Source organism: Spirosoma utsteinense (genome assembly GCF_014282275.1).
Lineage (GTDB): Bacteria > Bacteroidota > Bacteroidia > Cytophagales > Spirosomataceae > Spirosoma > Spirosoma utsteinense.
Window position 1 is genome coordinate 1 of the sequence record NZ_VFIA01000034.1, and the last position, 20,870, is coordinate 20,870.

Consider the following 20,870-nt stretch of genomic DNA (forward strand, 5'->3'; position numbering starts at 1 on the left):
GGCGACATTAGTCTGCTGTTTTTCAAGCTGTTGCAGTTCGTCAACGGTCTGGCTGATTTTAGTAGCGTAATCCATAACCAAAGATACGACTTATTGAATTTGATTTAGTATAATGTATCTGAATTTTGGCATATTATTGAATTAGTTACTCGTGAAATTTCTTTGTTTAGTAGTGAGAATAGCCGCTCAATGGCAGCCATATCGTATCATGGAACTGCATTTATAAATACTGAAGGACAGCCTCATGATGAAGTTTTTTTTGTAGAAGATTTAGCTCATCAGTGTGGTCATATTATTTTCAATACATTGACACTACATACAACCGATTTTCTTAAAATAAATAAAGAAACGCCTATGAGTGGTTTAACTGGTGTCGTTTACGATAATCGTTCTGTTTACGGAGCACTTCACGGACTTTTTACGTATATTTCTATTCTTCATTGTTTAACTAAATGTATAAAATTAGAGGTTTTTAATCCATCTCAATGCGTAGAGGCTTTTTCTCGTATTGGTTTTTTTATGCGAAAGTTTGAAATCGACTTGAATTACATGAATATGCCTCAAATTTATACATCAAAAGGACAACAGATATATGATGGGGCCTTGGCAAGTTTTGAGCAAGTGAAAAAAGAATTTGGAGCTGATTTTAAGGATAAGTGTTATGATAACCAGCCTTATATTTTTAACTACCATCTTTTTCAGAAAATAAACCCAACCTTCTAATGAAACAATTGATCTTCGTATTCCTTTGTCTACCAACCGTTCTACTCGCGCAAGTTAGTAGTCAGCCTGAATATATTAATTTTCTAAAAGCAAAGCTAATTTTTGACCGTGCTATTCAGTTCAGTGGGTTGCAGTCGGATAGTTTGACTATTGGCATTTCTGCATCGGGTATGATGCATGAATCCGGGCATTTTTCAACGCCGGATGAACGTGTTGATATACCCGAAGCCTATACGCTGAGATTGTTTAACGGGATCAATAACTTCTATATTGATGGTCTGATAAAATATCAAGGTAGAGAACTTAACCGGCAGGTTTATGTAAAGGAAGATAGTATATTTTATCGCGACCATTTTGATCGGGGCGTAAACCGGGATAATTTAAGCCATCGTGTCGAGCTTTATAATGAAATTCTTACGTTGCATCCAGCTCTTATTCTGACTTCTGCTCGTCAGGCACTAAGGTCCCTGCGGTATCTCGGAAAAACTGGAAATGCCGATTTATTATCTTTTTCTACGAACCAAGTCACATTTACACTTCGCGTTTTGCCTGATGGCCAGCTTGCTGAAGCTTCTTATCTGGCAACCCATACTTACTATGGCGATAATGTGCATCGGTACGAATATCTTGATTACAAACCGGTAGGCGGTTACCAAATGCCAAACCGCTTTAGAGAATATGAATTTGGTTCCTTGAGAAAAGAACAATCATTTACGTATGATCTTAAGCCAATGGCAGTGTTGCCAACAAATCAGGTTTGCCCTGGCTGCGCATTGGTCGCTAAAAATACTAGTGCGGGGCAGGTATCTATAAAAAGCTTAGGCGACAGTTTATATGCTGCTGAGTTGAATACGTATAATAATCGGGTTTTGTTTTTGGTAGGAGTCAAAGACGTTACCGTTTTTGAAGCACCCATCGGCTATAAAGCCAGTCAGCATGTTATTGATGCTATAAAACAAAAAACAGGTGGTAAGCCTATTACAAAAATTGTTGTTACGCATCATCACCCCGATCATGCCGGTGGCTTGAGGGCGTTTGTTGAACAGGGAGCCAGCATCGTTACCACAAAAGAGAACGTAGCTTTTTTTAACCGCTTTGTTAACTACCCTCATGAACTGGAAGGGCGGAAAGAAAGTAAACGATTAAAGCCAACCTATTTAGTAATTGACTCAGTACGAACATTTAACCAAGCAGATAGTGAGTCATTCTCGGTTTATTTTATTGGCGATACACAGCACACAAAAGAGCACTTAGTGACTTATTTTCCAAAACAGAAGGTGCTGTTTCATGGTGATTTATGCTTTTTCAGGCTTACGGGTGAATCGGCTGCTTCGGTTCGTGAACAGGCTGTCGGGAAATTAATTAATCGCTATAAGTTAGATGTGGAGAAAATATATGGCTCATGGCCATTGAAAGGGTTTAAGGAGTTTGGAACAAAAGCAGACCTGAACCGTAAACTTGAACTGGCTACAAAGTGAGTATAATCGGTTAGTATGTCTAGAAAATTCCCCTTTTACAAACAGTTAGACCAGCGCGACTGTGGCCCTACCTGTTTGCGGATGGTGGCGCAGTATCATGGGCGTTTGTTGTCGCAGGAGTATTTGCGAGAGAAAACGTCACTAAGCCGTGAGGGGGTATCGCTGGGCGGGTTGGCCGAAGCGGCCGAAACCATTGGTCTTCAATCGCTGGCTATAAGCGTCCCTCTAGATACTTTACAACAGGATGTACCTTTACCGTGTATAGCCTATTGGCGGCAACGGCATTTTGTGGTAGTTCATGCGATCAAAAAAGGTCGCATTTTCGTAGCCGATCCAGGTTATGGTCTAATGGACTACTCGCCAGAGGAATTTTGCCGGGGTTGGCTCAACAGTAAACACCCCAAGCCGGATGATGAAGGCATTGTGCTGGTGCTTGAACCGTCGCCCGCTTTTTATGACTCGGCAGACGATACTCAAACGGCAAAAAAACTAGGTCCATCATTCTGGCTGCGGTATTTTAGGCCATATAAGGCATTGGTATGGCAACTCATACTGGGATTGGGGATGGGGAGTCTGCTTCAGGTTGTTTTCCCGTTCCTGACCCAATCGCTGATTGACTACGGTATTAATTTTAATAACCGACGGTTTATTTACATTGTGCTGGTGGCACAGTTAGTTTTATTTGCTTCGCAAACACTCGTGCAGGTGTTTCGGGATTGGCTACTCATTCACATGACCAGCCGCATTAACATTCGAATGCAGTCGGATTATCTTATCAAGTTGATGCGATTGTCAGTTGGTTTTTTTGATTCAAAAAATATCGGTGATCTACTCCAGCGTATTCAGCGCGATCATGCTCGTATTCAGAATTTCATTTCGGCTATTACACTTCGGGCTGTCTTTTCCATGTTGGAAATTCTGGTTTTCGGTAGCATACTCGCCCTTTATGATCTGGCGATATTTGGATTGTTTCTGGCTGGGGCGGTTCTGTACATTGGCTGGACGTTTTTGTTTTTGAAACGTCGGCGATTAATCGACTATCGCTATTTTGATGAAGGGTCGGGTCAGCAGAGCAGTCTGGTTCAGCTAATAAACGGAATGCAGGAGATTAAGCTCAACGGCTCAGAACGGCGTCGGCGCTGGGAGTGGGAAGCTATTCAAATACGGTTGTTTCGAATCAATATAAAAGCACTGGCCCTGAATCAGACCCAAACGCTGGGAGGTTCGGTGTTAAATCAATTGACAAACATTCTAATCACCTTCATTGCCGCTCAGGCCGTTCTTGATGGTGAAATTACGCTGGGCATGATGTTGTCGATTCAGTTTATGCTGGGTCAGTTAAATGTGCCTCTCAACGACCTGATTTTGTTTATTCAAACCGGGCAGGATGCACTATTGAGTCTTGAGAGGATATCTGAGGTTTATCAAAAGCCAAACGAAGATTCGCCAGAGCAGTTATGTGAGTTGGCTTCTGATAAGTCGATCCGAATAGACAGTTTGTCGTTTCGTTATGGTAGCAGTACATCGCCCCTAGTGCTGGATAATATTTCGGTGAGCATTCCCGCCGGAAAAGTTACCGCTATTGTTGGTACGAGTGGTAGTGGAAAAACGACCCTACTTAAACTGTTGCTCAAGTTTTATGAACCCACGGCAGGTAGTGTACGGATTGGCAATCGGAATTTAAAAGACATTAACAGTGCTTACTGGCGATCGTGTTGCGGATGTGTGATGCAGGATGGGTACTTGTTTGCTGACAGCATTGCCCGAAACGTAACCGAATCGGCTTCAGACGGCCTTATCGACAAAGGGCGGTTGGTAGATGCTGTTCGATTGGCTAATCTGGAAACATTCGTTGATGAGTTGCCCACGGGTTTCAACACGCGTGTCGGGAGTAGTGGTATGAACGTAAGTGGTGGTCAAAAGCAACGGCTGTTGATTGCCCGTGCTATTTATAAAGACCCGGATTATTTGTTTTTCGATGAAGCAACTAGCGCCCTTGATGCAAACAACGAACGTACAATTCAGGATAATTTAGATCAATTTTTCGAAGGTCGAACGGTGCTTATTGTGGCTCACCGGCTCAGCACTGTTCGGAATGCGGATACGATTATTGTACTCGAAAAAGGTAGTATTGTTGAGCAAGGGACGCACGAAGGCCTTGTCGATCTTCGGGGAGCGTATTATACGTTGGTTAAAAATCAGTTAGAATTAAGTGAATAATGGCCATTTTGGATCGCGTTGACGAATTAGCTGATTATAGTGAACAGGTACGCGATGTTTTGGCGAAGCCACCTTCCGGTTTAGTTCGGCGTGGTACGGTCATGGTAATACTAGTCGTTGGCCTACTGATTGGAGCGTCCTCGCTCATTCGTTACCCTGATACGCTTGTTGGTCCGGTTGTGCTGACGACAAACCCACAGCCACAAAAGATAATTATTAGAGCAAATGGTCGATTAGGTCGTTTGCTGGCAAGAAACAATCAACTCGTCAGTAAAGAACAACCTTTGGCTGAGGTTGAGAATACAACACAATTAGTTAATGTACCCCGACTTCAACAACTGACGGCTGAGGTACATGCGTTTCTTCAAAAGCCTGCTGTGCTGTTCTCCCCAATTCCTGAAGGGACTACCTTCGGGGATATTCAGCCCGATGTTAATACACTTATTACTGCCTGTATGAATTATCATCGGTTAATAACGGATGGGTTCCTGTCGAAACGTTTAAACATATTAAGCCGTGAGATTAACCAGTATCACCAATTAGTAAGTGTGAATGAGCGACAAGCAGCACTGAATACAACCGAAGTAGACAACGCTGAAAAAAAATATCGAATTGACCGACGGTTGTACCAGGAAAAAGTTTATTCTCAAGTTGAGTTTTTGGGAATGGAAAATGAATTTCTTCGTAGAAAAAGAGAAAATGAAGAGTTTAGGAAAACGTTGTTACAAAATACACTACAAATAGAGGCAAAGGAAAAAGAGCGGCTGGATTTACAACAGCAACAAACCCTGCAACTTCGAACAACATTGGATATTATCCAACAGACCTTAATTAACATTGAAAATTTGGTACAAACCTGGCGACAGAATTATCTGATTACTGCACCTTTTTCAGGACAGCTACACTACCTTCATCCAATTGAGGAATTACAATCTCTTCAGGCAGGAGATACATTGCTGGCTATTGTTCCTCAAAATAAGCCTATCATTGGTTCTGCCTGGCTTTCGGCGCAAAACCGGGGCAAATTGCGTATTGGGCAAGCTGTTATTATTCGTTTAGCGGATTATCCATTTGCAGAATATGGTATTTTAAGAGGTAAGGTGAGCGCAATTTTTCAATCTTCCAATAGTGCAAGATGCCGTATAGAAATAATAATGCCCGATCAGCTTAGTTCATCCTACAATAAAAAACTGCCTTACCGCTATGAAATGCCTGGTACGGTCGAGGTCGTAACGGAGGACCTTTCCTTGTTGCAGAGAGCCCTATTTGGTCTACGAAAACTATTGTTGCCAAATTAAATGTAGCCAATAGATATTGAAACAGCTTTATCTCTACGTGCTCATATGTGCGTCATTATTGATGTAATCGAGTTTGTTACTCCAGACGAGCGCAATCTGAGTGGCCCGTTGCCGTACCTGTTCGGCGCTTTCACCCGTGAAGTTCTCGGAGAGTGTAGCCGAAAATAATTGCAACCACCGCTCGAAGTGATCGATGGTAAGGGTGTGGCTCTGGTTGATGATCAGGTGGGGGCGGAAGGGATGCCCGTCGTACGCGTTATTGCCCAGAATCAACGACTCCCAGAAGGCATACATTTTGGGTAAGTGTTTCGCCCAGTCTACCTGGGCAACATCGGTGAAGACAGGACCGATAAAGGTGTCTGCCTGTACTTTTTCGTAAAACGAATCCACCAGAAATCGAACAGCTTCGGGCGAATCCAGGGTTCTTTTGATCATTACACGGTTCATTTCAGGAAGAACGCCACCTTAGCCGGAAAACGTTTCCGTATAAGCGTCTTCCCGGAAACCCAGCACTATAATTTTTCCGTTGGCTTCGATCAGTGGACGACGAATGACCGACGGTTTTTCCATCATCAGGGCCATAGCTCCCTTAGAATCCGTGGGCTTCTCGGCATCGGCCAGTTTCTTCCAGGTCGTTCCCGCCCGGTTGATTAGTTCTTCCCAGGGCTTTTGCTGTAACCAGCGCTCGATCGTCGGCTGATCGATACCCTGTTTTTTGTAGTCGTGGAATAGATAATCGATGCCCTGCCCGGCTAACCAGACACGGGCTTTTTTCACGGTATCGCAGTTGGGAATGGCGTATAAGGTGTACATGTGAAATTAGTTACGTGGGGGCTAAAATACGGGCATTCCGTCAGGAGACAAGGGCGTCTATGCGTAAACGGGCGCACGCAGACCTGTCTTTCGATCGGTTTGCCTGACCAGCCAGATTAATCGGTCGCTACACGATGAACCTGTTCAGGACTTCATGGTGGCCCGTGTTTCATTCAGCAAAGCGGCTGGTAGTAGCCTGGACGGCCACGTCCGGGAGCGAACTGGGAATACGCTTACCCGGACGTGGCCGTCCAGGTTACGACCGACCACGTCCTGCCAGTAATCCTGAACAGGTTCTATATTTCCGGGCCACGTTGCGTAAATTTGTGTCTATGAAAAAATCAGACATTCATTTTGCGGTTGAACTTGACAACCAGAACGTACCCGAAAAAATATATTGGGAAGCTACTGATAACCCGAACGAGGGCTTGAGCGACACGCGCGCGATTGCCATTGCTCTCTGGGACCACTACCATAACAGTACGCTTAAAATTGACCTCTGGACGAAAGAAATGGAGGTGGTCGACATGAAGCGCTTCCTGATCGAGATGATGAGCGGTATTGCCGATACGGCCGTTAACGCCACGGGCGACAAACGGATGGCGGCCGACATCGAAAATACCTGCAAGATCCTGAGCAAGCGGCTTGAAGAAGAAATCAAGGAACAACAAAAACAGCAGTAACCGATTCGGAACGATTTATGCTGTCTCATTCAGGGATTGCCTACGTCGCCCCGCTTATCACCGTAATTCAGCATGAAAAAGATTCTTTTGTTGCTTTTTGTCGCTCAGGCAGCCCTGGCGCAGAAAGCGGGTATCCAGTTCAAGGAAATCCCTGTCGAACGGGTATTTCAGGAAGCTCGTCGAACCGGAAAACCGGTTTTCGTGGAGATTTTTTCGCCTACCTGCCATGTCTGCCAGAGCTTTGTCCCGACGCTGGCCGATGGCCGGGTTGGTAAATACTATAACAGCAAGTTCATCAGCACGAAGATTGATATTGCGCAACCGTCGACACGAACGTTCCTGGAGAAAAATCATTTGTTCGTGCCATCGCTGCCCCTGTTTCTTTACTTCGATCCGCAACAGAATCTGGTGCATTTTGCCATGAGCAACAACACGACCGACGAGGTAATCCGCCATGGCACTAATGCGCTGAATCCGCAGGCCCGGAGCCAGAACATGAAAGCCCGTTACCAACAGGGCGAACGGTCCTCCAATTTCCTGATCGACTACGCCATGTTCAGCCGTGTCACGAAAGATACGGTGGCCAACATCGCGGCTATGAACGACTACGCCCGGCAGCAATCCCCGGCAACGTTTGCGAACCAGACGAACTGGCTGGCCCTGCAAAAGCTCGTGCTGGACTACGAAAATCCGATGTTTCAGTACATGATGGGCCATATGGACACGTATCGGAAAGCGTACGGGGCCGATCTGGCTGAGCAGGTTGCCGAAAATATTCTGATGTCGTCGCTTTTTAGCGGCCGGGGTGCGCAGTATCCGGTTGCCAAGATTCTGGAGGTTCGGCAGGGGTTGGTTAAAGTAGGAATCGACGCTAAAGTTGCCGCCAACCGGACGCTGCTGCCCGAGGTGAATGCTTACTTCCGGGGCCACCAAACGGCCAAAGCCGTTGAGCGAATGGATGGTCAGGTGAACTCCAACCAGCTGTCGGTACCGGAATACATGTACATCACCCGGCTATTCAACCGAAACAGCCCCGACGCGGTGGATGCGCCTACGGTAGCTAAATGGGCTGCTAAAGCGCTCGCGATGAAACCCCCTCAGAAGGAACAGGCTGACCTGTATTTTGAACTTGCCGAAGCCTACCGACGGGGCGGGCGCACGGCCGACGCGCAGAAAGCCGCTCAGAAATCGATGGAACTGGCCCAGACAAATAAGCTGGACACCCGCCGGAATGTAGAACAACTGGGGAAACTCAAATAGGCGATTTCAACAGGATTAAACGACTTGAACGGGAAGGGGGTAAGGAAATTTGTCAAGTCGACAAATTTCCTTACCCCCTTCCCGTTCAGCCTTATTTGTTCTGGTAAACCGGACTTGTAAAGGGCGGTTGCATCAAAATATGAAAGGAGTTCTCGTCGCCGAGGGAGACGGCCCGGCGTAGGTCGTTTTCTGCCTGGGGTAACTGCCGAACCTGAATACGGGCGAGTGCCCGCCAGCGGTAGGCATCCGGTTTCTCGTCGCGAAAATACCAGACGGCTTTGTCGAACTCCCGGAAGGCGTTTTGGTACTCTTCGATCTGGTACAACGCGATGCCCCGGTCTAGGTAGCAGTCGGCCAGTGTATTATCCCGGCTGATTGCCTGGGTCAGGTCATATATAGCCGAGTAATAGTTCTCCTGCGCCAGATTACACTTGCCCCGATAGGCATACGCTATCGCCGACTTGGGATATTGCCGAATGGACTCATCGAAGTAGGTGTAGGCCTGATCGTATTGCCGTTTGGCAACCATATCGATGCCTGACTTAAATCGCTTTTGGTCTTTTTCAGACGGTGTATCGTGGTCCATCAGGTAATACCGGATAGTTAGATACAGCACAAACAAGAGACCTAATAGCGCAATTTCCATAACATAACCTGGTTTCTTACACCTTGCGAATTTACAAAATTTTGGCCTCTACAGGCAAGCCGCTTACTTAGATTAGTTGATCACGTATGGTTTTTGGTAATCCTTTTCTGACCAGATCATACGAGTGGTCGATCCACTCCTGTACATCCTGCCAGCGCAGGGTTCCATCGATGGTGATGGTGTTCCAATGCGTCTTGTTCATGTGGAAACCGGGCCGAACCGCCGTATACTGATCCCGTAGTTCGACTGCCCGTTCAGGATCGCATTTCAGGTTCAGGGTTGTCGGGCGGCTCTCCGTATCCAGCAGCGCAAAAATCTTGTTTCCTACCTTGAAGACAACCGTTACCAGATCGAAAGGAAATGACTCGGTTACGCCCGGTTTCGCTATGCAGTAATCGCGCAGTGTTTCAATATTCATCGCACAGGGGTGAATCAGGTTTCAACCGAATTATCGGGTACAGGCCCGGAAAATCATGACGCCTATGCAAAACAAAAACATGATTATGGAAATGCGGTTGATGCCGTGCATCATGCGCAGGTTGACGCTGGTTGGATGATTGGGGTCAGGCTTACGAAACACCCGGAGAAAATAGGCAAATACAGGCCCGATTTTGAGGTAATCTATGAGTCGGTTCATGTACGGAAAGACCAATGAAAGTTGAATAAGGAACTGTCAAACACAATTGTTCACGTAAATAACAAAGATTTTGACCGGCACGTTACCGGCCCAAATCACTATTATTCATAGTTCTTCATCCATTCTCCATACTAGGTTCAATCCATCGACTATCCTCTCGAATCAGATCGATCAGCTCATCAACGGCGCGGTCGGCCGGTACCGATTTCTTGATAACCTCCTGACCCCGGTACAACGCAATTTTATCGCGGCCAATCCCTACGTAGCCATAGTCGGCGTCGGCCATTTCGCCGGGTCCATTGACGATACAACCCATAATCCCAATCTTGACACCTTTGAGGTGGTCCGTGCGCTGGCGAATGCGGGCCGTTGTTTCCTGCAAATCGAATAGCGTCCGCCCGCACGATGGGCAGGATATATATTCCGTTTTGGTGATGCGCGTACGGGCAGCCTGCAAAATACCGAACGCCAGGCTGTTCAGCCGCTTCAGCTCGTCGGTATCCGGGCCCGACACCACGTCCTTGCCCGACAACATGATGCCGTCGCCCAGGCCATCGATAAGCAGACCACCCACGTCGGTAGCGGCATAGAGGGGAAGGTCTTCAGGAATCACGGTCGGATAACTGCGTCGGACCACAACCGGCGTTGTCAGCTGCTTGTCCATCAGGGCTACAAACAGCCGCCGTAGCTCCGGCATGGCGTGGGCATTATGGGTCATGATGACCAGAACAACGGTCTTGTCAGGGCGTACCGCGTCGATAAAGGCATCCGATAAGTCGCTCAGGCTAATCTGCACAAAATTCAATCGGGTATGCAGCAGGCCGGATGTCGTTCGGGCCGCGCTATACTCTGCCGCCGTCAATAACGGAAGTGCATCGGTCTGTGAGGCAACCGACTGCCAGGCCGGGTAGTCCAGAATTTCCTTCAGGCCGTTCGGCAGCATAAACTGAGCGGGCTGCGAGCCGGTATAGATATAATCGGCACCAAGATCATTCATGCGCCACTTGTCGGGTACGGGCAGATAAAAATGCCCGATGGGTGGCAGGACATCGTGGTCAACAACGGCTACGTGGCTGTAGTCGGCGATGACACGCGGCACGTTCTGCCCGCCAAAATTGGCTACTTCGTGGGTCGTTCGGCGCGTGTACCGGAAAGGATCGATGGGGTAGGTCGCCACCGCCGGAATGGGCTGACTTTCTTCGGCCCGTTTTGTATAGCGGGCGATCAGGGCGCTGGCTACGGGCGCTTCGCGCTCCGGCTCTTCGGTGAGCGACACACGAACGGTATCACCAATGCCATCTTCGAGCAGCGTACCAATGCCCAGTGCCGACTTGATCCGCCCGTCTTCGGCTTCTCCGGCTTCGGTCACACCCAGATGCAGCGGGTATGGCTTAAGACCTTCCTTGTCCAGTCGCTGAACCAGCAGCCGGTAAGCCTGTACCATAACCTGCGGGTTGCTGGACTTCATCGACAGCACAATGTTGTAGTAATGCTCGTCTTCGCAGATCCGCAGAAACTCCAGCGCCGACTCGACCATACCGACAGGCGTATCGCCATAGCGGCTCAAAATTCGGTCAGACAGCGAGCCGTGGTTCGTGCCGATGCGCATGGCTGTGCCGTATTCTTTACAGATACGTACGAGCGGTAGAAACTTTGCCCGAATCCGTTCCAGTTCAGCCGTGTAGGCGCTATCACTATAATCGATGTACTCGAAGCGTTTCCGGTCGGCGTAGTTGCCGGGGTTGATCCTGACTTTCTCAACGATACGGGCTGCCAGTTCGGCCGCGTTGGGGGTAAAATGAATGTCGGCTACCAGCGGTGTGGTATAGCCCCGCGCCCGCAGCTCGTCACGAATGGTGGCGAGGTTCTGCGCTTCCTTCACGCTCGGTGCTGTAATTCGGATGTACTCACAACCGGCTTCGATCATGCGGATGCTCTGTTCAACGGAGCCCCGTGTATCCATGGTGTCTACGGTTGTCATCGATTGCACCCTGATTGGGTAATCAGACCCCATAGGCACGTCACCAACGGCAACCGTAACTGTTTTCCGGCGCATGTAGTGAGTCAGCGAAGGGGTATAAAGCACCGGTGAGCCGGGTATGGCGGTGGCAATGGAAGGAGAGAGCAGCGAATCGAGCATACAAGAGTCGGCAAGGCCGTTTTACGGGAGTAAAGGTACGGAAAAAGCAGTTCTCCGTCCGGCTACTCCTGTGGGTGAAAAACGCAGGGCGTTCAGGAAATGTTCGCCCTAAACGGAAGTCGATTCCCCGGCTGAAACCAGGTCGCAGGAATAATTTAGTCGGGGTAGCTGGCAAACAAAAAAAAGGCACTTCAGTTGATTTACTACATCATAACTGGGGCCTTGTTTCGTTCCTACGGTTACGAACAACCTGGTAATAACGTCGAAAAAAACGCTATGAAAACGAATGTATTGAGTACGCTGGCTTTAGGAATGCTGATCACCGTCAGCGCTTACGCCCAGGATAACACCACGTCGGCCGAGCGTGAAGCGCGTCGGCAGGCACGCCAGCGGAAGATCGAAAACTCGAAAGGTGAACTGAAAGAGATGGGTCAGAAAGTAGGTGCCGAAGCGACGGAACTTGGGCGTGAAACCAAAGAAAAAGCTAAGAAAGCAGGCGACGCCATCGAACACAAAGTCGACGAACGGAAAGCAAAACGAGGCACTGCCCGGCATGACACCCTGTAGGTGAGGAACCTGCCAGCCCTGCCAGTGGTCGCAGACCCTGGTAGTGGCTGTAGTATGTCACATCACCCGAAACAGCCACTACCAGGGTCTTGCGACCACTGGCAGGGCTAGTGGCATTGTGCCTGTTTTTTTTGTATATTTGTTTCCAAATCAAGCGGTTTGCTGACCGGAAAAGTAAGGTCAGCTTTTCTTCACTCTCACCAAGCTGTTACCTTGACATTTTCCGAATTTAACCTCCACGACGACCTGCTGGCCGGTGTGGACGCCATGAACTACCTGAACGCTACCCCCGTTCAGGAGATGGCCATCCCCAAAATTCTCGCTGGTCGCGACCTTATTGCCAGTGCGCAGACCGGAACCGGCAAAACAGCCGCTTACCTCATTCCCCTTCTCGATAAAATCTCTCATGCCGACCATGATCACACCAGCACCCTGATTCTGGTGCCGACGCGTGAACTGGCCAAACAGATCGATGAGCAGGTAGAAGGGTTTGGTTACTTCGTCAATGCCAACAGTATCGCCATCTACGGCGGTGGCAAAGGCGACGACTGGGACAAGCAACGTAAAGCGCTGGAAACAGGCGCCGATATCATCATTGCAACGCCGGGCCGGCTTATGGCCCACATGCAGCTTGGCTACGTGAACTTCGACAGGATCGATTACCTGGTGCTCGATGAAGCCGACAAGATGCTCGACATGGGTTTCTCCGACGACATCATGAATATTGTCGACAAGATCCCTGCCAAGCGTCAGACGCTGCTGTTTTCGGCTACCATGCCCAATAAAATCCGGGAGTTTTCGAAGCGACTTCTGACCGAACCCGAAGAAATACGGCTGGCGGTATCGAAGCCAGCGGCCGGTATCGATCAGCAGTTTTACCTGGCTTTTGACAATCAGAAGCTGCCCCTACTGGCGCATCTGATCAAAAACAGCCCGACGCCCGTGCAGAGCATGGTGCTCTTCACCTCCCGCAAATCCGAAGTGAATGGCATTGTGCGGGCCCTGAGCAAGTTGAACTACGAAGCGCGCGGTATCAGCTCCGACCTGGAGCAGGACGACCGCGAAGTAGTACTGCGGGACTTTAAAAATAAAGCATTCCCGATCCTGGTGGCCACCGACGTACTGTCGCGGGGTATCGACATCGACAACCTGACGCATGTCGTCAACTATGACATACCGCGCGATGCGGAGGATTATGTCCACCGCATCGGCCGTACGGCCCGCGCAGCGACAACCGGTACCGCTATTACCTTCATCAGCGATCAGGACCAGAACCGTATCACCAACATCGAGAAGCTCATCGAGCGCGAAGTTGAGAAGCGTTCCGTAACGGAGGAACTGGGTATGGGCCGCTCGCCCGTGTTCGACCCTAAACGGTTTAGCGGACTGCGGGGTAAAGGCGGGCCTAGTGCCGGTCGGGGTGGCCGTGACGGAGGAGGTAGCAGCCGGGGTTCGGGTTCGGGCGAAGGTGGTCGCGGACGGGATGGACGGCGTAGCAACGAAAACCGGCGTTCCGGAAATGGAACAGCCCCGTCCGAAGATCGACGCAATACTACCGTCAATGGGGAGCGTCAGCCCCGAACGGACGTTGCTCCTCCCTCGGTTGAACCGACAGTTACGGGTGTCGAATCAGGCCAGCAACCCCGCGCCGTTGGGGTTGACGGGACTGCTTCCGACAAGCCCAAGCGCCGGAAAAAACGTCGGCGTGGTCCAAAGAACGAGACCGGCGAAACGGATAAGAGCCCGGTTGTAACGCCCCTTAGTGAGTAACTGAACCGACCTGTTTACCGAACAGCACAAATCGCTTTTGTGCTGTTTTTTTTGTGTTTACTTGTCTGCATACGAACTGCCGGAAGCCCCTATGAATGCTCCTATCACCCGCCGAACGTCACTGAAGACTCTTTCCCTGATGACGGGTAGTCTGTTGACGCCGTCTACCGATTTATTCGCCCGGCAACCCAAGCCTAAAAAGCTGGGTGTCGCGCTTGTAGGACTGGGTAATTACGCTACGAGACAGCTGGCCCCCGCCCTGCTGGAAACGAAGGACTGCTACCTGGCCGGTATTGTGACCGGCTCACCCGACAAGGCCAAAGCATGGTCTACGACCTACAACATCCCGCCAAAGAATAGTTACAGTTACCAGACATTCGATCAGATCCGGAATAACCCCGATATCGATATTATTTATGTTGTGTTGCCCAACTTCATGCACGCCGAGTACACGATCCGGGCGGCTCAGGCGGGTAAGCACGTCATTTGCGAGAAACCGATGGCGATGAATGCGGCCGAAGCCCGGCAGATGATCGATGCCTGCCGGAAAGCAGGTGTACAGCTTTCTGTCGGCTATCGGCTCTATTTCGAGCCCCATCACCTGGAAATGCGCCGTATGGCCGCCGAGAAGCAATTTGGAGCCGTTAAGGTGATCGAGTCGGGCCTTGGGTTTACGGTGCCCGGCCCGGATTCGTGGCGGCTGGATCGCAGGATCGGCGGGGGTGGGGCCATTATGGATCTGGGGGTGTATGCCATTCAGGGTGCCCGCCGGACAATCAATGAAGACCCGATCAGTGTGACGGCTCAGGCTTTTACGTTCGATAAAGTTCATTTCAAAGACATTCACGAAACGGTCTTCTGGCAGTTCGAATTTCCGGGAGGCACCGTTGCCCACTGTAGTACAACATACTCGTCCTATGTCGACCGCTTGTACGCGACCTGCGAGCGTGGCTGGTTCAAGCTGGAACCGGCCTTCAACGCTACCGGTGCACAGGGCGTCAGCAGCAGTGGCCCTATGGATCTGCCATCGCCCCAGTACCAGCAGATTGCTCAGTTGAACGCATTCAGCCAGTCTATTCGCCAGAAAACCATTCCGGAAGCATCGGGGGAGGAAGGCTGGAAAGATATGAAGCTGATCGGTGCTATTTTGCAGGCGGCCGATACAGGCCGAAAAATCAGTATCGACTGGCGGGCTTAATTACAGGCCGTTGTAGTACACGACCAGCGCTGTCAGCTCCGTTTTCTCCTTCAGGTCGGGCTTTTTGCTTTTCAGGTACGCTTCGATCTGCTCTTTGTGGTCGGTCATTAGTTCGAGCAGTGCTTTTTTCGAAGGCGAGAATTTTACTGCCCGCTTTTGGTAGGCCAGATACCAGTCCGCTTTTTTCATGATCTCGTCGTCTTTGGTGCCCACGTTCATGGCGGAGTTGTAATTCGATCGCCGGATGTAGACCGTCGGATGGTGTAACAGATCGAATTTCCCCACAACGATCTGTTCAAAGAAGCCGGATAAGACATCGGCTTCGCCCCGGTATTCGCGCACGTTGATGAACCGGCTGCTGGTGCCGGTCCGGTTATTTATGTCGACGTACCGAACGGTAGCTGCCTTCGTGGCCCGGATGTCTTTATTACCGGCTTTGATTTCTACTTCGTTTGCCAGAAGGTCGATTCGTACAGGCACACCCGCAATGGAGTCGGTTTTGGGCGTAAGCCGACCGTAGAATTTTACGTTGCCAGCCTGCCAGACGGTATCGATATAAGGATCGCCAATGACTTTGCCGGGTATTCCTTTGATGCCGAATAAAGTGCCGGTATTGGGAATGTTCAGGTTGCTGAAGTTGATACGGTCGCGGGTACTCTGGGTCATAAATTCCTCCTGTTCCTGCGACCGCGCAGTCGTCGTTGTCAGGACAGTGATGAGGCAGGCAAACAGAAAACGCATGAGGATAAATAGGAAATAAGTCCAATAAAAAATCAAAGAAACAATTTTTGTTTCGCTTAAACAGTGGCTTTCCGGATAAATGCAAAATCTTCTTTGGGTAAAGAGCCCTGAACCGGGTCGGTTTGCGTATTTTTGGCCGTTTTCACCCAATAATCAATCTCACTTCTTCATGATTAAACATCTTCTGACGGGCTTGTTCGCCGTTGGCCTGACCTATGGGGCTATGGCTCAGACGACTTTTCCGCGCAATGGCGTTTATGATGAGCGGCCGGGGCTGTACGCCTTTACCAATGCCACCATCATCGTTGATCCGCAAACGACTCTCCAGAATGCTACCCTGCTCGTTCGCAATGGCCGGGTCGAAGCAGTTGGTGCCAATGTCAGCCTGCCTGCCGGAACGGTTGTCGCTGATCTGAAAGGCAAACGGATCTACCCGGCTATGGTCGAAATCGATTCAGACTACGGGATGCCAGAGCTTAAACGCGAGCAGCGTGGGGGTGGCCGGGCTCCTCAGCAACTTGAATCCGCTAAAAAAGGACCTTATTACTGGAACCAGGCCGTACAGCCGGAGAACGATGCCAGTGCCCTGTTCAAGGCCGACGACAAAAAAGCAGATGAGCTGCGTAAAATTGGTTTCGGTGCCGTCCTGACGCATCCCCACGACGGGGTCGTACGGGGTACAGGTGCGCTGGTGACCCTGGCCGACGACCGGGAGAATCTGGTCTTGCTGAAGGCTAACGTAACAGCCCATTACTCCTTCAATAAAGGCAGCTCGGGACAATCGTATCCAAACTCAATGATGGGATCGGTGGCGTTGCTGCGTCAGGCTATGTACGATGCCGACTGGTACAAACGGGGCGGCAACAAGGAACAGGCCAACACGTCGCTTGAAGCGCTGACCCGTATTCAGTCGCTGCCCGCCATTTTCGACGCTGGCGACAAGCTCGGCATACTGCGTGCCGATAAGGTGGGCGATGAATTTGGGGTTCAATACATACTGCGGGGAACGGGTGATGAGTACCAGCGCATCAACGAGATCAAAGCAACGGGAGCGTCGCTGATCGTGCCCGTAAGCTTTCCACAGCCTTACGACGTTGAAGACGCCTGGGATGCCGATAATGTGTCGCTGTCTGAGTTGAAACACTGGGAAATGGCCCCGATGAATGCCGGTCGGCTGGCGGGGGCAAACATTTCGTTTGCCTTGACTACGTCAGGGTTGAAAAATAAAGCTGATTTCTGGGCGAATATCCGCAAAGCCATCGAAAACGGCCTGACCGAGCAGAAAGCACTCGAAGCACTAACAACCGTACCGGCCCGTCTGATGAAGGCCGACGATCAGGTTGGTACACTGCAAAAGGGTCGCGTGGCCAACTTCATCATCACGTCGGGTAACCTGTTTGGTGCCGATAACGTGATCTACGAAAACTGGATTCGCGGCAAACAATACATTGTCAACGAGAAAAATGCGGCCGACCTGCGGGGCAAGTGGGCGTTGACCGTCGGTGAGCGTACCGGTCTGACCCTAAACATTACCGGCAAATCGGCCGACAAGCCAGAGTACCAGATCGTGGCCGATACCATAAAAAGTACGCCTAAGGTGGCCGTTAGTGGGGACTTGATTTCGATTCAGCTACAACTTGATAAGAAGCAGCCCGGAACCACCCGGCTAACCGGTTACCAGACCAGTCCAGCCAACCTGAAGGGTGATGGCGAAACGCCCGATGGGAAGCGAGTGGCCTGGTCAGCTGTACGGGCCGCTGGTAGCCCAGTGTCCACGACGGCCACATCCGTGTCGGCGGTGGCGACCTTACCTGCCAGCGCCACGGCGCTGTTGTACCCGTTTGTAGGGATGGGCAACACCAGCAAGCCTGTGCCACAAACGATGATGATCCGCAATGCCACGGTCTGGACGAATGAAAAGGATGGCATCCTGCCTAATACCGATGTGTTCGTTACGGGCGGAAAGATTACCAAAGTAGGTAAAAACCTGCCGGTTCCTGCCGATGTGGCGGTTGTCGACGGTACCGGCAAGCACCTCACGACCGGCATCATTGACGAACACTCCCACATAGCGCTGCTATCCGTGAATGAAGGATCACAGTCGAGTACGGCCGAGGTTCGTATGGCCGATGTGGTCAATTCGGAAGATGTCAATATCTACCGCCAACTCGCCGGCGGTGTCACAGCCTCGCAGTTGCTTCACGGTTCAGCGAACGCCATTGGCGGGCAGTCGGCCATTGTGAAGCTCAAATGGGGTGAATCGCCGGATGCGATGATGCTTAAAGGGGCCGATGGGTTTATTAAATTCGCCCTGGGCGAGAACGTAAAGCAGTCCAACTGGGGCGACGTTAACCGGGTTCGGTTTCCGCAAACCCGGATGGGTGTGGAGCAGGTGTATATGGATCACTTCATGCGGGCCAAAGAATACGCCAAAAGCTGGGCCACTTACAATGGGCTTAACGCCAAACAGAAAGCCAGCGCCGTAGCGCCCCACCGGGACATCGAACTCGACGCGCTGGCGGAGATCCTGGCCGCCAAACGGTTCATTACCTGCCACTCCTACGTGCAGTCGGAAATCAATATGCTGATGCACGTAGCCGACTCACTGGGCTTCAAGGTCAACACGTTTACCCACATCCTGGAAGGGTATAAGCTGGCCGACAAAATGGCTAAGCATGGTGCAGGCGGGTCATCGTTTGCCGACTGGTGGGCCTACAAAATGGAAGTCCACGACGCTATTCCCTACAATGCAGCGCTGATGCACCGGCAGGGGGTGACGGTGTCGATCAACTCCGACGACGCTGAAATGGCCAGACGCCTGAATCAGGAAGCCGCCAAAACCATTGAATATGGTGGCATGACCGAAGAGGATGCCTGGAAAATGGTTACCCTCAATCCGGCCAAACTGCTGCATCTGGATAGCCGGATGGGCAGCATTCGGGTGGGCAAAGACGCCGACCTGGTTCTCTGGAATGCCAACCCCCTGGCGATTTATGCCCGTCCCGAGAAAACGATCATCGACGGTGCCGTTTATTTCGATCTGGCCAGTGAAGACCGCAAGCGTGACGCCATGCAGGCTGAACGTGCCCGGCTGATCCAGAAGATGATAACGGCCAAAGCAAGTGGTTCGCCAACGACCCGGCCTGGCTTTAAACGGGCTCGGATGTGGCACTGCGAAGACATCGAAGGCTTGATGGCCGAAGGGGAAGAAGAGGAACAAACTCAAACGCAGAAATAGCCGCGGAGAAACATCATCATGAAAAAGATATTTATTTCAATACTCACGCTGGCATCGCTCACGGGCTATGCGCAGAACCCCGCTCCGGCCAAACCACAGGCCCGGGCCACCGCTTTGCTGGGCGGTACGATTCACATTGGCAACGGGCAGGTAATCCCCAATGGGGTGATCATCTTCGATAAGGGAGTGATCACGAATGTGGTCGATGCCACCATCGTTAAACTGAACCTGACCGATGTCGATGTTGTAAACATCGCCGGAAAGCACGTGTATCCCGGAATTATTTCGCCTGCGTCGACGGTAGGCTTGCAGGAGGTGGCGTCGGTGCGGGCCACACTCGACAAAGAGGAGGTGGGCATACTGAATCCCAACGTCCGCGCCCTTATTGCCTACAATACCGACTCCGAAGTGATACCGACCATCCGGAACAACGGCGTTTTGCTTACCCAGGCCACACCCCAGGGCGGTACCGTATCGGGTAGTTCGAGCGTGATGATGGCCGACGGCTGGAACTGGGAAGATGCCGCATTAAAGAAAGACGACGGTATCTGGCTGAACTGGCCCGGCTATTTCGCCCGCAACTTCAACTTCGAGGACTTTACGATTACCCTCAAAAAGAACGATAAACGCAACGAGGTGATCAGCGCTTTGCAGGCCACCTTTGCCGATGCCAAGGGGTATGCTGCGCTGCCAAATCTATCGCCGATGAACCTGCGTCTCGAATCCATGCGGGGTCTGTTTACCGGCACACAAAACCTGTATGTTCGGGCCGATTATGGCAAAGACATCATCGAAGCCGTTACGTTCGCCAAATCGTTCGGAATACCCAGGGTGGTGGTCGTTGGTGGGGAAGAAGCCAACCGCGTGGTTACGTTCCTGAAGGACAACAACGTATCGGTGATCCTGAGTGCGCTGCACCGGTTGCCCAACCGGGAAGATGAAGATGTCGATCTGCCCTACAAATTGCCCAGCATTTTACAGAAAGCGGGTATACTGGTTAGCCTGAGTTATGCCGATGAATGGTGGCGGACACGCAACCTGCCGTTTCTGGCCGGAACAGCCGCCGGATTCGGAATTGCCGACCGGGAGGAAGCTCTGAAGCTGGTTACCTCGAACACGGCTAAAATCCTTGGTATCGACAACCTGGTCGGCACGCTGGAGAAAGGCAAACAAGCCACCCTGTTCGTATCGGCGGGCGACGCGCTCGATATGCGTACGAACGTGATCGAACACGTCTTCATTCAGGGCCGCACGGTAAACCTGGACGACCGGCATAAGCGCCTGTACAATACCTACAAAGAGAAATACCAGCAGAAATAAGAATTACTAACAAACGAGCCGTGGCACGACTTCCATCGTGCCACGGCTCGTTTGTTAAAAAGCTCCGACGAAATTCAAATCATGCCTGTCGCCTGATCGCGAACCGAACCAGATGAAAAGCAGGTGGCAGGTCAACAG

The 20,870-nt window shown here is 50.7% G+C and carries 18 protein-coding genes; 11 read left to right on the top strand and 7 right to left on the bottom strand.

The features are described from left to right. The first annotated feature begins 189 nt into the window (after positions 1-189). From FH603_RS21565 to FH603_RS21580, 4 genes are read left to right on the top strand one after another with little or no spacing between them, the layout of a single operon-like run. Complete coding sequence (locus FH603_RS21565; RefSeq protein WP_186739865.1) at positions 190-723, top strand: hypothetical protein; 534 nt, start codon at positions 190-192, stop codon at positions 721-723. After that, a complete protein-coding gene (locus tag FH603_RS21570; protein ID WP_186739867.1) occupies positions 723-2,201 on the top strand; it encodes an MBL fold metallo-hydrolase in 1,479 nt (492 codons plus the stop codon). The genes FH603_RS21565 and FH603_RS21570 overlap by 1 nt, the downstream gene beginning before the upstream one ends. 15 nt (positions 2,202-2,216) lie before the next feature. Beyond that, the gene (locus FH603_RS21575) at positions 2,217-4,421 is read left to right on the top strand and encodes a peptidase domain-containing ABC transporter (protein WP_186739869.1); all 2,205 of its coding nucleotides are present in this window, start codon (positions 2,217-2,219) and stop codon (positions 4,419-4,421) included. Further along, entirely contained in the window at positions 4,421-5,719 is a 1,299-nt protein-coding gene (locus FH603_RS21580; protein WP_186739871.1) for a putative HlyD family type I secretion protein, read from the top strand. Before FH603_RS21575 ends, FH603_RS21580 begins: the two co-directional genes overlap by 1 nt. 33 nt (positions 5,720-5,752) lie before the next feature. Here the strand turns inward: FH603_RS21580 and FH603_RS21585 are convergent, their stop codons facing one another. Together FH603_RS21585 and FH603_RS21590 are read right to left on the bottom strand one after the other, a co-directional pair. Beyond that, complete coding sequence (locus FH603_RS21585; RefSeq protein ID WP_186739873.1) at positions 5,753-6,154, bottom strand: group III truncated hemoglobin; 402 nt, start codon at positions 6,152-6,154, stop codon at positions 5,753-5,755. A gap of 30 nt (positions 6,155-6,184) precedes the next feature. Then, on the bottom strand, positions 6,185-6,532 hold the full coding sequence (locus tag FH603_RS21590; protein ID WP_186739875.1) for an ArsC family reductase: 348 nt from the start codon (positions 6,530-6,532) through the stop codon (positions 6,185-6,187). Between the two features lie 332 nt (positions 6,533-6,864). Between FH603_RS21590 and gldC the strand changes: the two genes are divergently transcribed. Further along, entirely contained in the window at positions 6,865-7,215 is a 351-nt protein-coding gene (gene gldC, locus FH603_RS21595) for a gliding motility protein GldC (protein ID WP_186739877.1), read from the top strand. Positions 7,216-7,287: 72 nt separating this feature from the next. Then, entirely contained in the window at positions 7,288-8,475 is a 1,188-nt protein-coding gene (locus tag FH603_RS21600; protein WP_186739879.1) for a thioredoxin family protein, read from the top strand. A 91-nt stretch (positions 8,476-8,566) separates the two neighbouring features. On the opposite strand, the gene FH603_RS21605 is transcribed toward FH603_RS21600, so the two are convergent. The 4 genes from FH603_RS21605 to ispG all read right to left on the bottom strand — a co-directional run bounded on the left by FH603_RS21605 (position 8,567) and on the right by ispG (position 11,898). Continuing rightward, on the bottom strand, positions 8,567-9,121 hold the full coding sequence (locus FH603_RS21605; RefSeq protein ID WP_186739881.1) for a tetratricopeptide repeat protein: 555 nt from the start codon (positions 9,119-9,121) through the stop codon (positions 8,567-8,569). Between the two features lie 67 nt (positions 9,122-9,188). Then, entirely contained in the window at positions 9,189-9,539 is a 351-nt protein-coding gene (locus FH603_RS21610; protein WP_186739883.1) for an MmcQ/YjbR family DNA-binding protein, read from the bottom strand. Positions 9,540-9,569: 30 nt separating this feature from the next. Further along, entirely contained in the window at positions 9,570-9,758 is a 189-nt protein-coding gene (locus FH603_RS21615; protein ID WP_186739886.1) for a DUF6728 family protein, read from the bottom strand. 115 nt (positions 9,759-9,873) lie between these two features. Beyond that, positions 9,874-11,898 (bottom strand): (E)-4-hydroxy-3-methylbut-2-enyl-diphosphate synthase, encoded by a 2,025-nt coding sequence (gene ispG / locus FH603_RS21620; RefSeq protein ID WP_186739888.1) that lies wholly within the window; start codon positions 11,896-11,898, stop codon positions 9,874-9,876. Between the two features lie 276 nt (positions 11,899-12,174). On the opposite strand from ispG, the gene FH603_RS21625 reads away from it, so the two are divergent. The 3 genes from FH603_RS21625 (at position 12,175) to FH603_RS21635 (ending at position 15,433) form a co-directional block, all read left to right on the top strand. Continuing rightward, on the top strand, positions 12,175-12,465 hold the full coding sequence (locus FH603_RS21625; protein ID WP_186739890.1) for a hypothetical protein: 291 nt from the start codon (positions 12,175-12,177) through the stop codon (positions 12,463-12,465). Between the two features lie 267 nt (positions 12,466-12,732). Then, positions 12,733-14,235 (top strand): DEAD/DEAH box helicase, encoded by a 1,503-nt coding sequence (locus tag FH603_RS21630; protein WP_186739937.1) that lies wholly within the window; start codon positions 12,733-12,735, stop codon positions 14,233-14,235. Positions 14,236-14,326: 91 nt separating this feature from the next. After that, positions 14,327-15,433, top strand: coding sequence for a Gfo/Idh/MocA family protein (locus FH603_RS21635; RefSeq protein ID WP_186739892.1), 1,107 nt, complete (start codon positions 14,327-14,329; stop codon positions 15,431-15,433). Here the strand turns inward: FH603_RS21635 and FH603_RS21640 are convergent, their stop codons facing one another. Then, on the bottom strand, positions 15,434-16,174 hold the full coding sequence (locus FH603_RS21640) for a hypothetical protein (protein WP_186739894.1): 741 nt from the start codon (positions 16,172-16,174) through the stop codon (positions 15,434-15,436). A 169-nt stretch (positions 16,175-16,343) separates the two neighbouring features. On the opposite strand from FH603_RS21640, the gene FH603_RS21645 reads away from it, so the two are divergent. After that, a complete protein-coding gene (locus FH603_RS21645; protein ID WP_186739896.1) occupies positions 16,344-19,412 on the top strand; it encodes an amidohydrolase family protein in 3,069 nt (1,022 codons plus the stop codon). An 18-nt stretch (positions 19,413-19,430) separates the two neighbouring features. Continuing rightward, positions 19,431-20,732 carry an amidohydrolase family protein gene (locus tag FH603_RS21650; protein WP_186739898.1) on the top strand — a complete coding sequence of 434 codons (1,302 nt, stop codon included), beginning with the start codon at positions 19,431-19,433 and terminating at the stop codon, positions 20,730-20,732. Positions 20,733-20,870 lie beyond the last annotated feature (138 nt).

Coding starts and splice junctions, on each gene's coding strand:
- FH603_RS21565 (WP_186739865.1), top strand. CDS start 190: ATGGCAGCCATATCGTATCATGGAACTGCATTTATAAATACTGAAGGA.
- FH603_RS21570 (WP_186739867.1), top strand. CDS start 723: ATGAAACAATTGATCTTCGTATTCCTTTGTCTACCAACCGTTCTACTC.
- FH603_RS21575 (WP_186739869.1), top strand. CDS start 2,217: ATGTCTAGAAAATTCCCCTTTTACAAACAGTTAGACCAGCGCGACTGT.
- FH603_RS21580 (WP_186739871.1), top strand. CDS start 4,421: ATGGCCATTTTGGATCGCGTTGACGAATTAGCTGATTATAGTGAACAG.
- FH603_RS21585 (WP_186739873.1), bottom strand. CDS start 6,154: ATGATCAAAAGAACCCTGGATTCGCCCGAAGCTGTTCGATTTCTGGTG.
- FH603_RS21590 (WP_186739875.1), bottom strand. CDS start 6,532: ATGTACACCTTATACGCCATTCCCAACTGCGATACCGTGAAAAAAGCC.
- gldC (WP_186739877.1), top strand. CDS start 6,865: ATGAAAAAATCAGACATTCATTTTGCGGTTGAACTTGACAACCAGAAC.
- FH603_RS21600 (WP_186739879.1), top strand. CDS start 7,288: ATGAAAAAGATTCTTTTGTTGCTTTTTGTCGCTCAGGCAGCCCTGGCG.
- FH603_RS21605 (WP_186739881.1), bottom strand. CDS start 9,121: ATGGAAATTGCGCTATTAGGTCTCTTGTTTGTGCTGTATCTAACTATC.
- FH603_RS21610 (WP_186739883.1), bottom strand. CDS start 9,539: ATGAATATTGAAACACTGCGCGATTACTGCATAGCGAAACCGGGCGTA.
- FH603_RS21615 (WP_186739886.1), bottom strand. CDS start 9,758: ATGAACCGACTCATAGATTACCTCAAAATCGGGCCTGTATTTGCCTAT.
- ispG (WP_186739888.1), bottom strand. CDS start 11,898: ATGCTCGATTCGCTGCTCTCTCCTTCCATTGCCACCGCCATACCCGGC.
- FH603_RS21625 (WP_186739890.1), top strand. CDS start 12,175: ATGAAAACGAATGTATTGAGTACGCTGGCTTTAGGAATGCTGATCACC.
- FH603_RS21630 (WP_186739937.1), top strand. CDS start 12,733: ATGAACTACCTGAACGCTACCCCCGTTCAGGAGATGGCCATCCCCAAA.
- FH603_RS21635 (WP_186739892.1), top strand. CDS start 14,327: ATGAATGCTCCTATCACCCGCCGAACGTCACTGAAGACTCTTTCCCTG.
- FH603_RS21640 (WP_186739894.1), bottom strand. CDS start 16,174: ATGCGTTTTCTGTTTGCCTGCCTCATCACTGTCCTGACAACGACGACT.
- FH603_RS21645 (WP_186739896.1), top strand. CDS start 16,344: ATGATTAAACATCTTCTGACGGGCTTGTTCGCCGTTGGCCTGACCTAT.
- FH603_RS21650 (WP_186739898.1), top strand. CDS start 19,431: ATGAAAAAGATATTTATTTCAATACTCACGCTGGCATCGCTCACGGGC.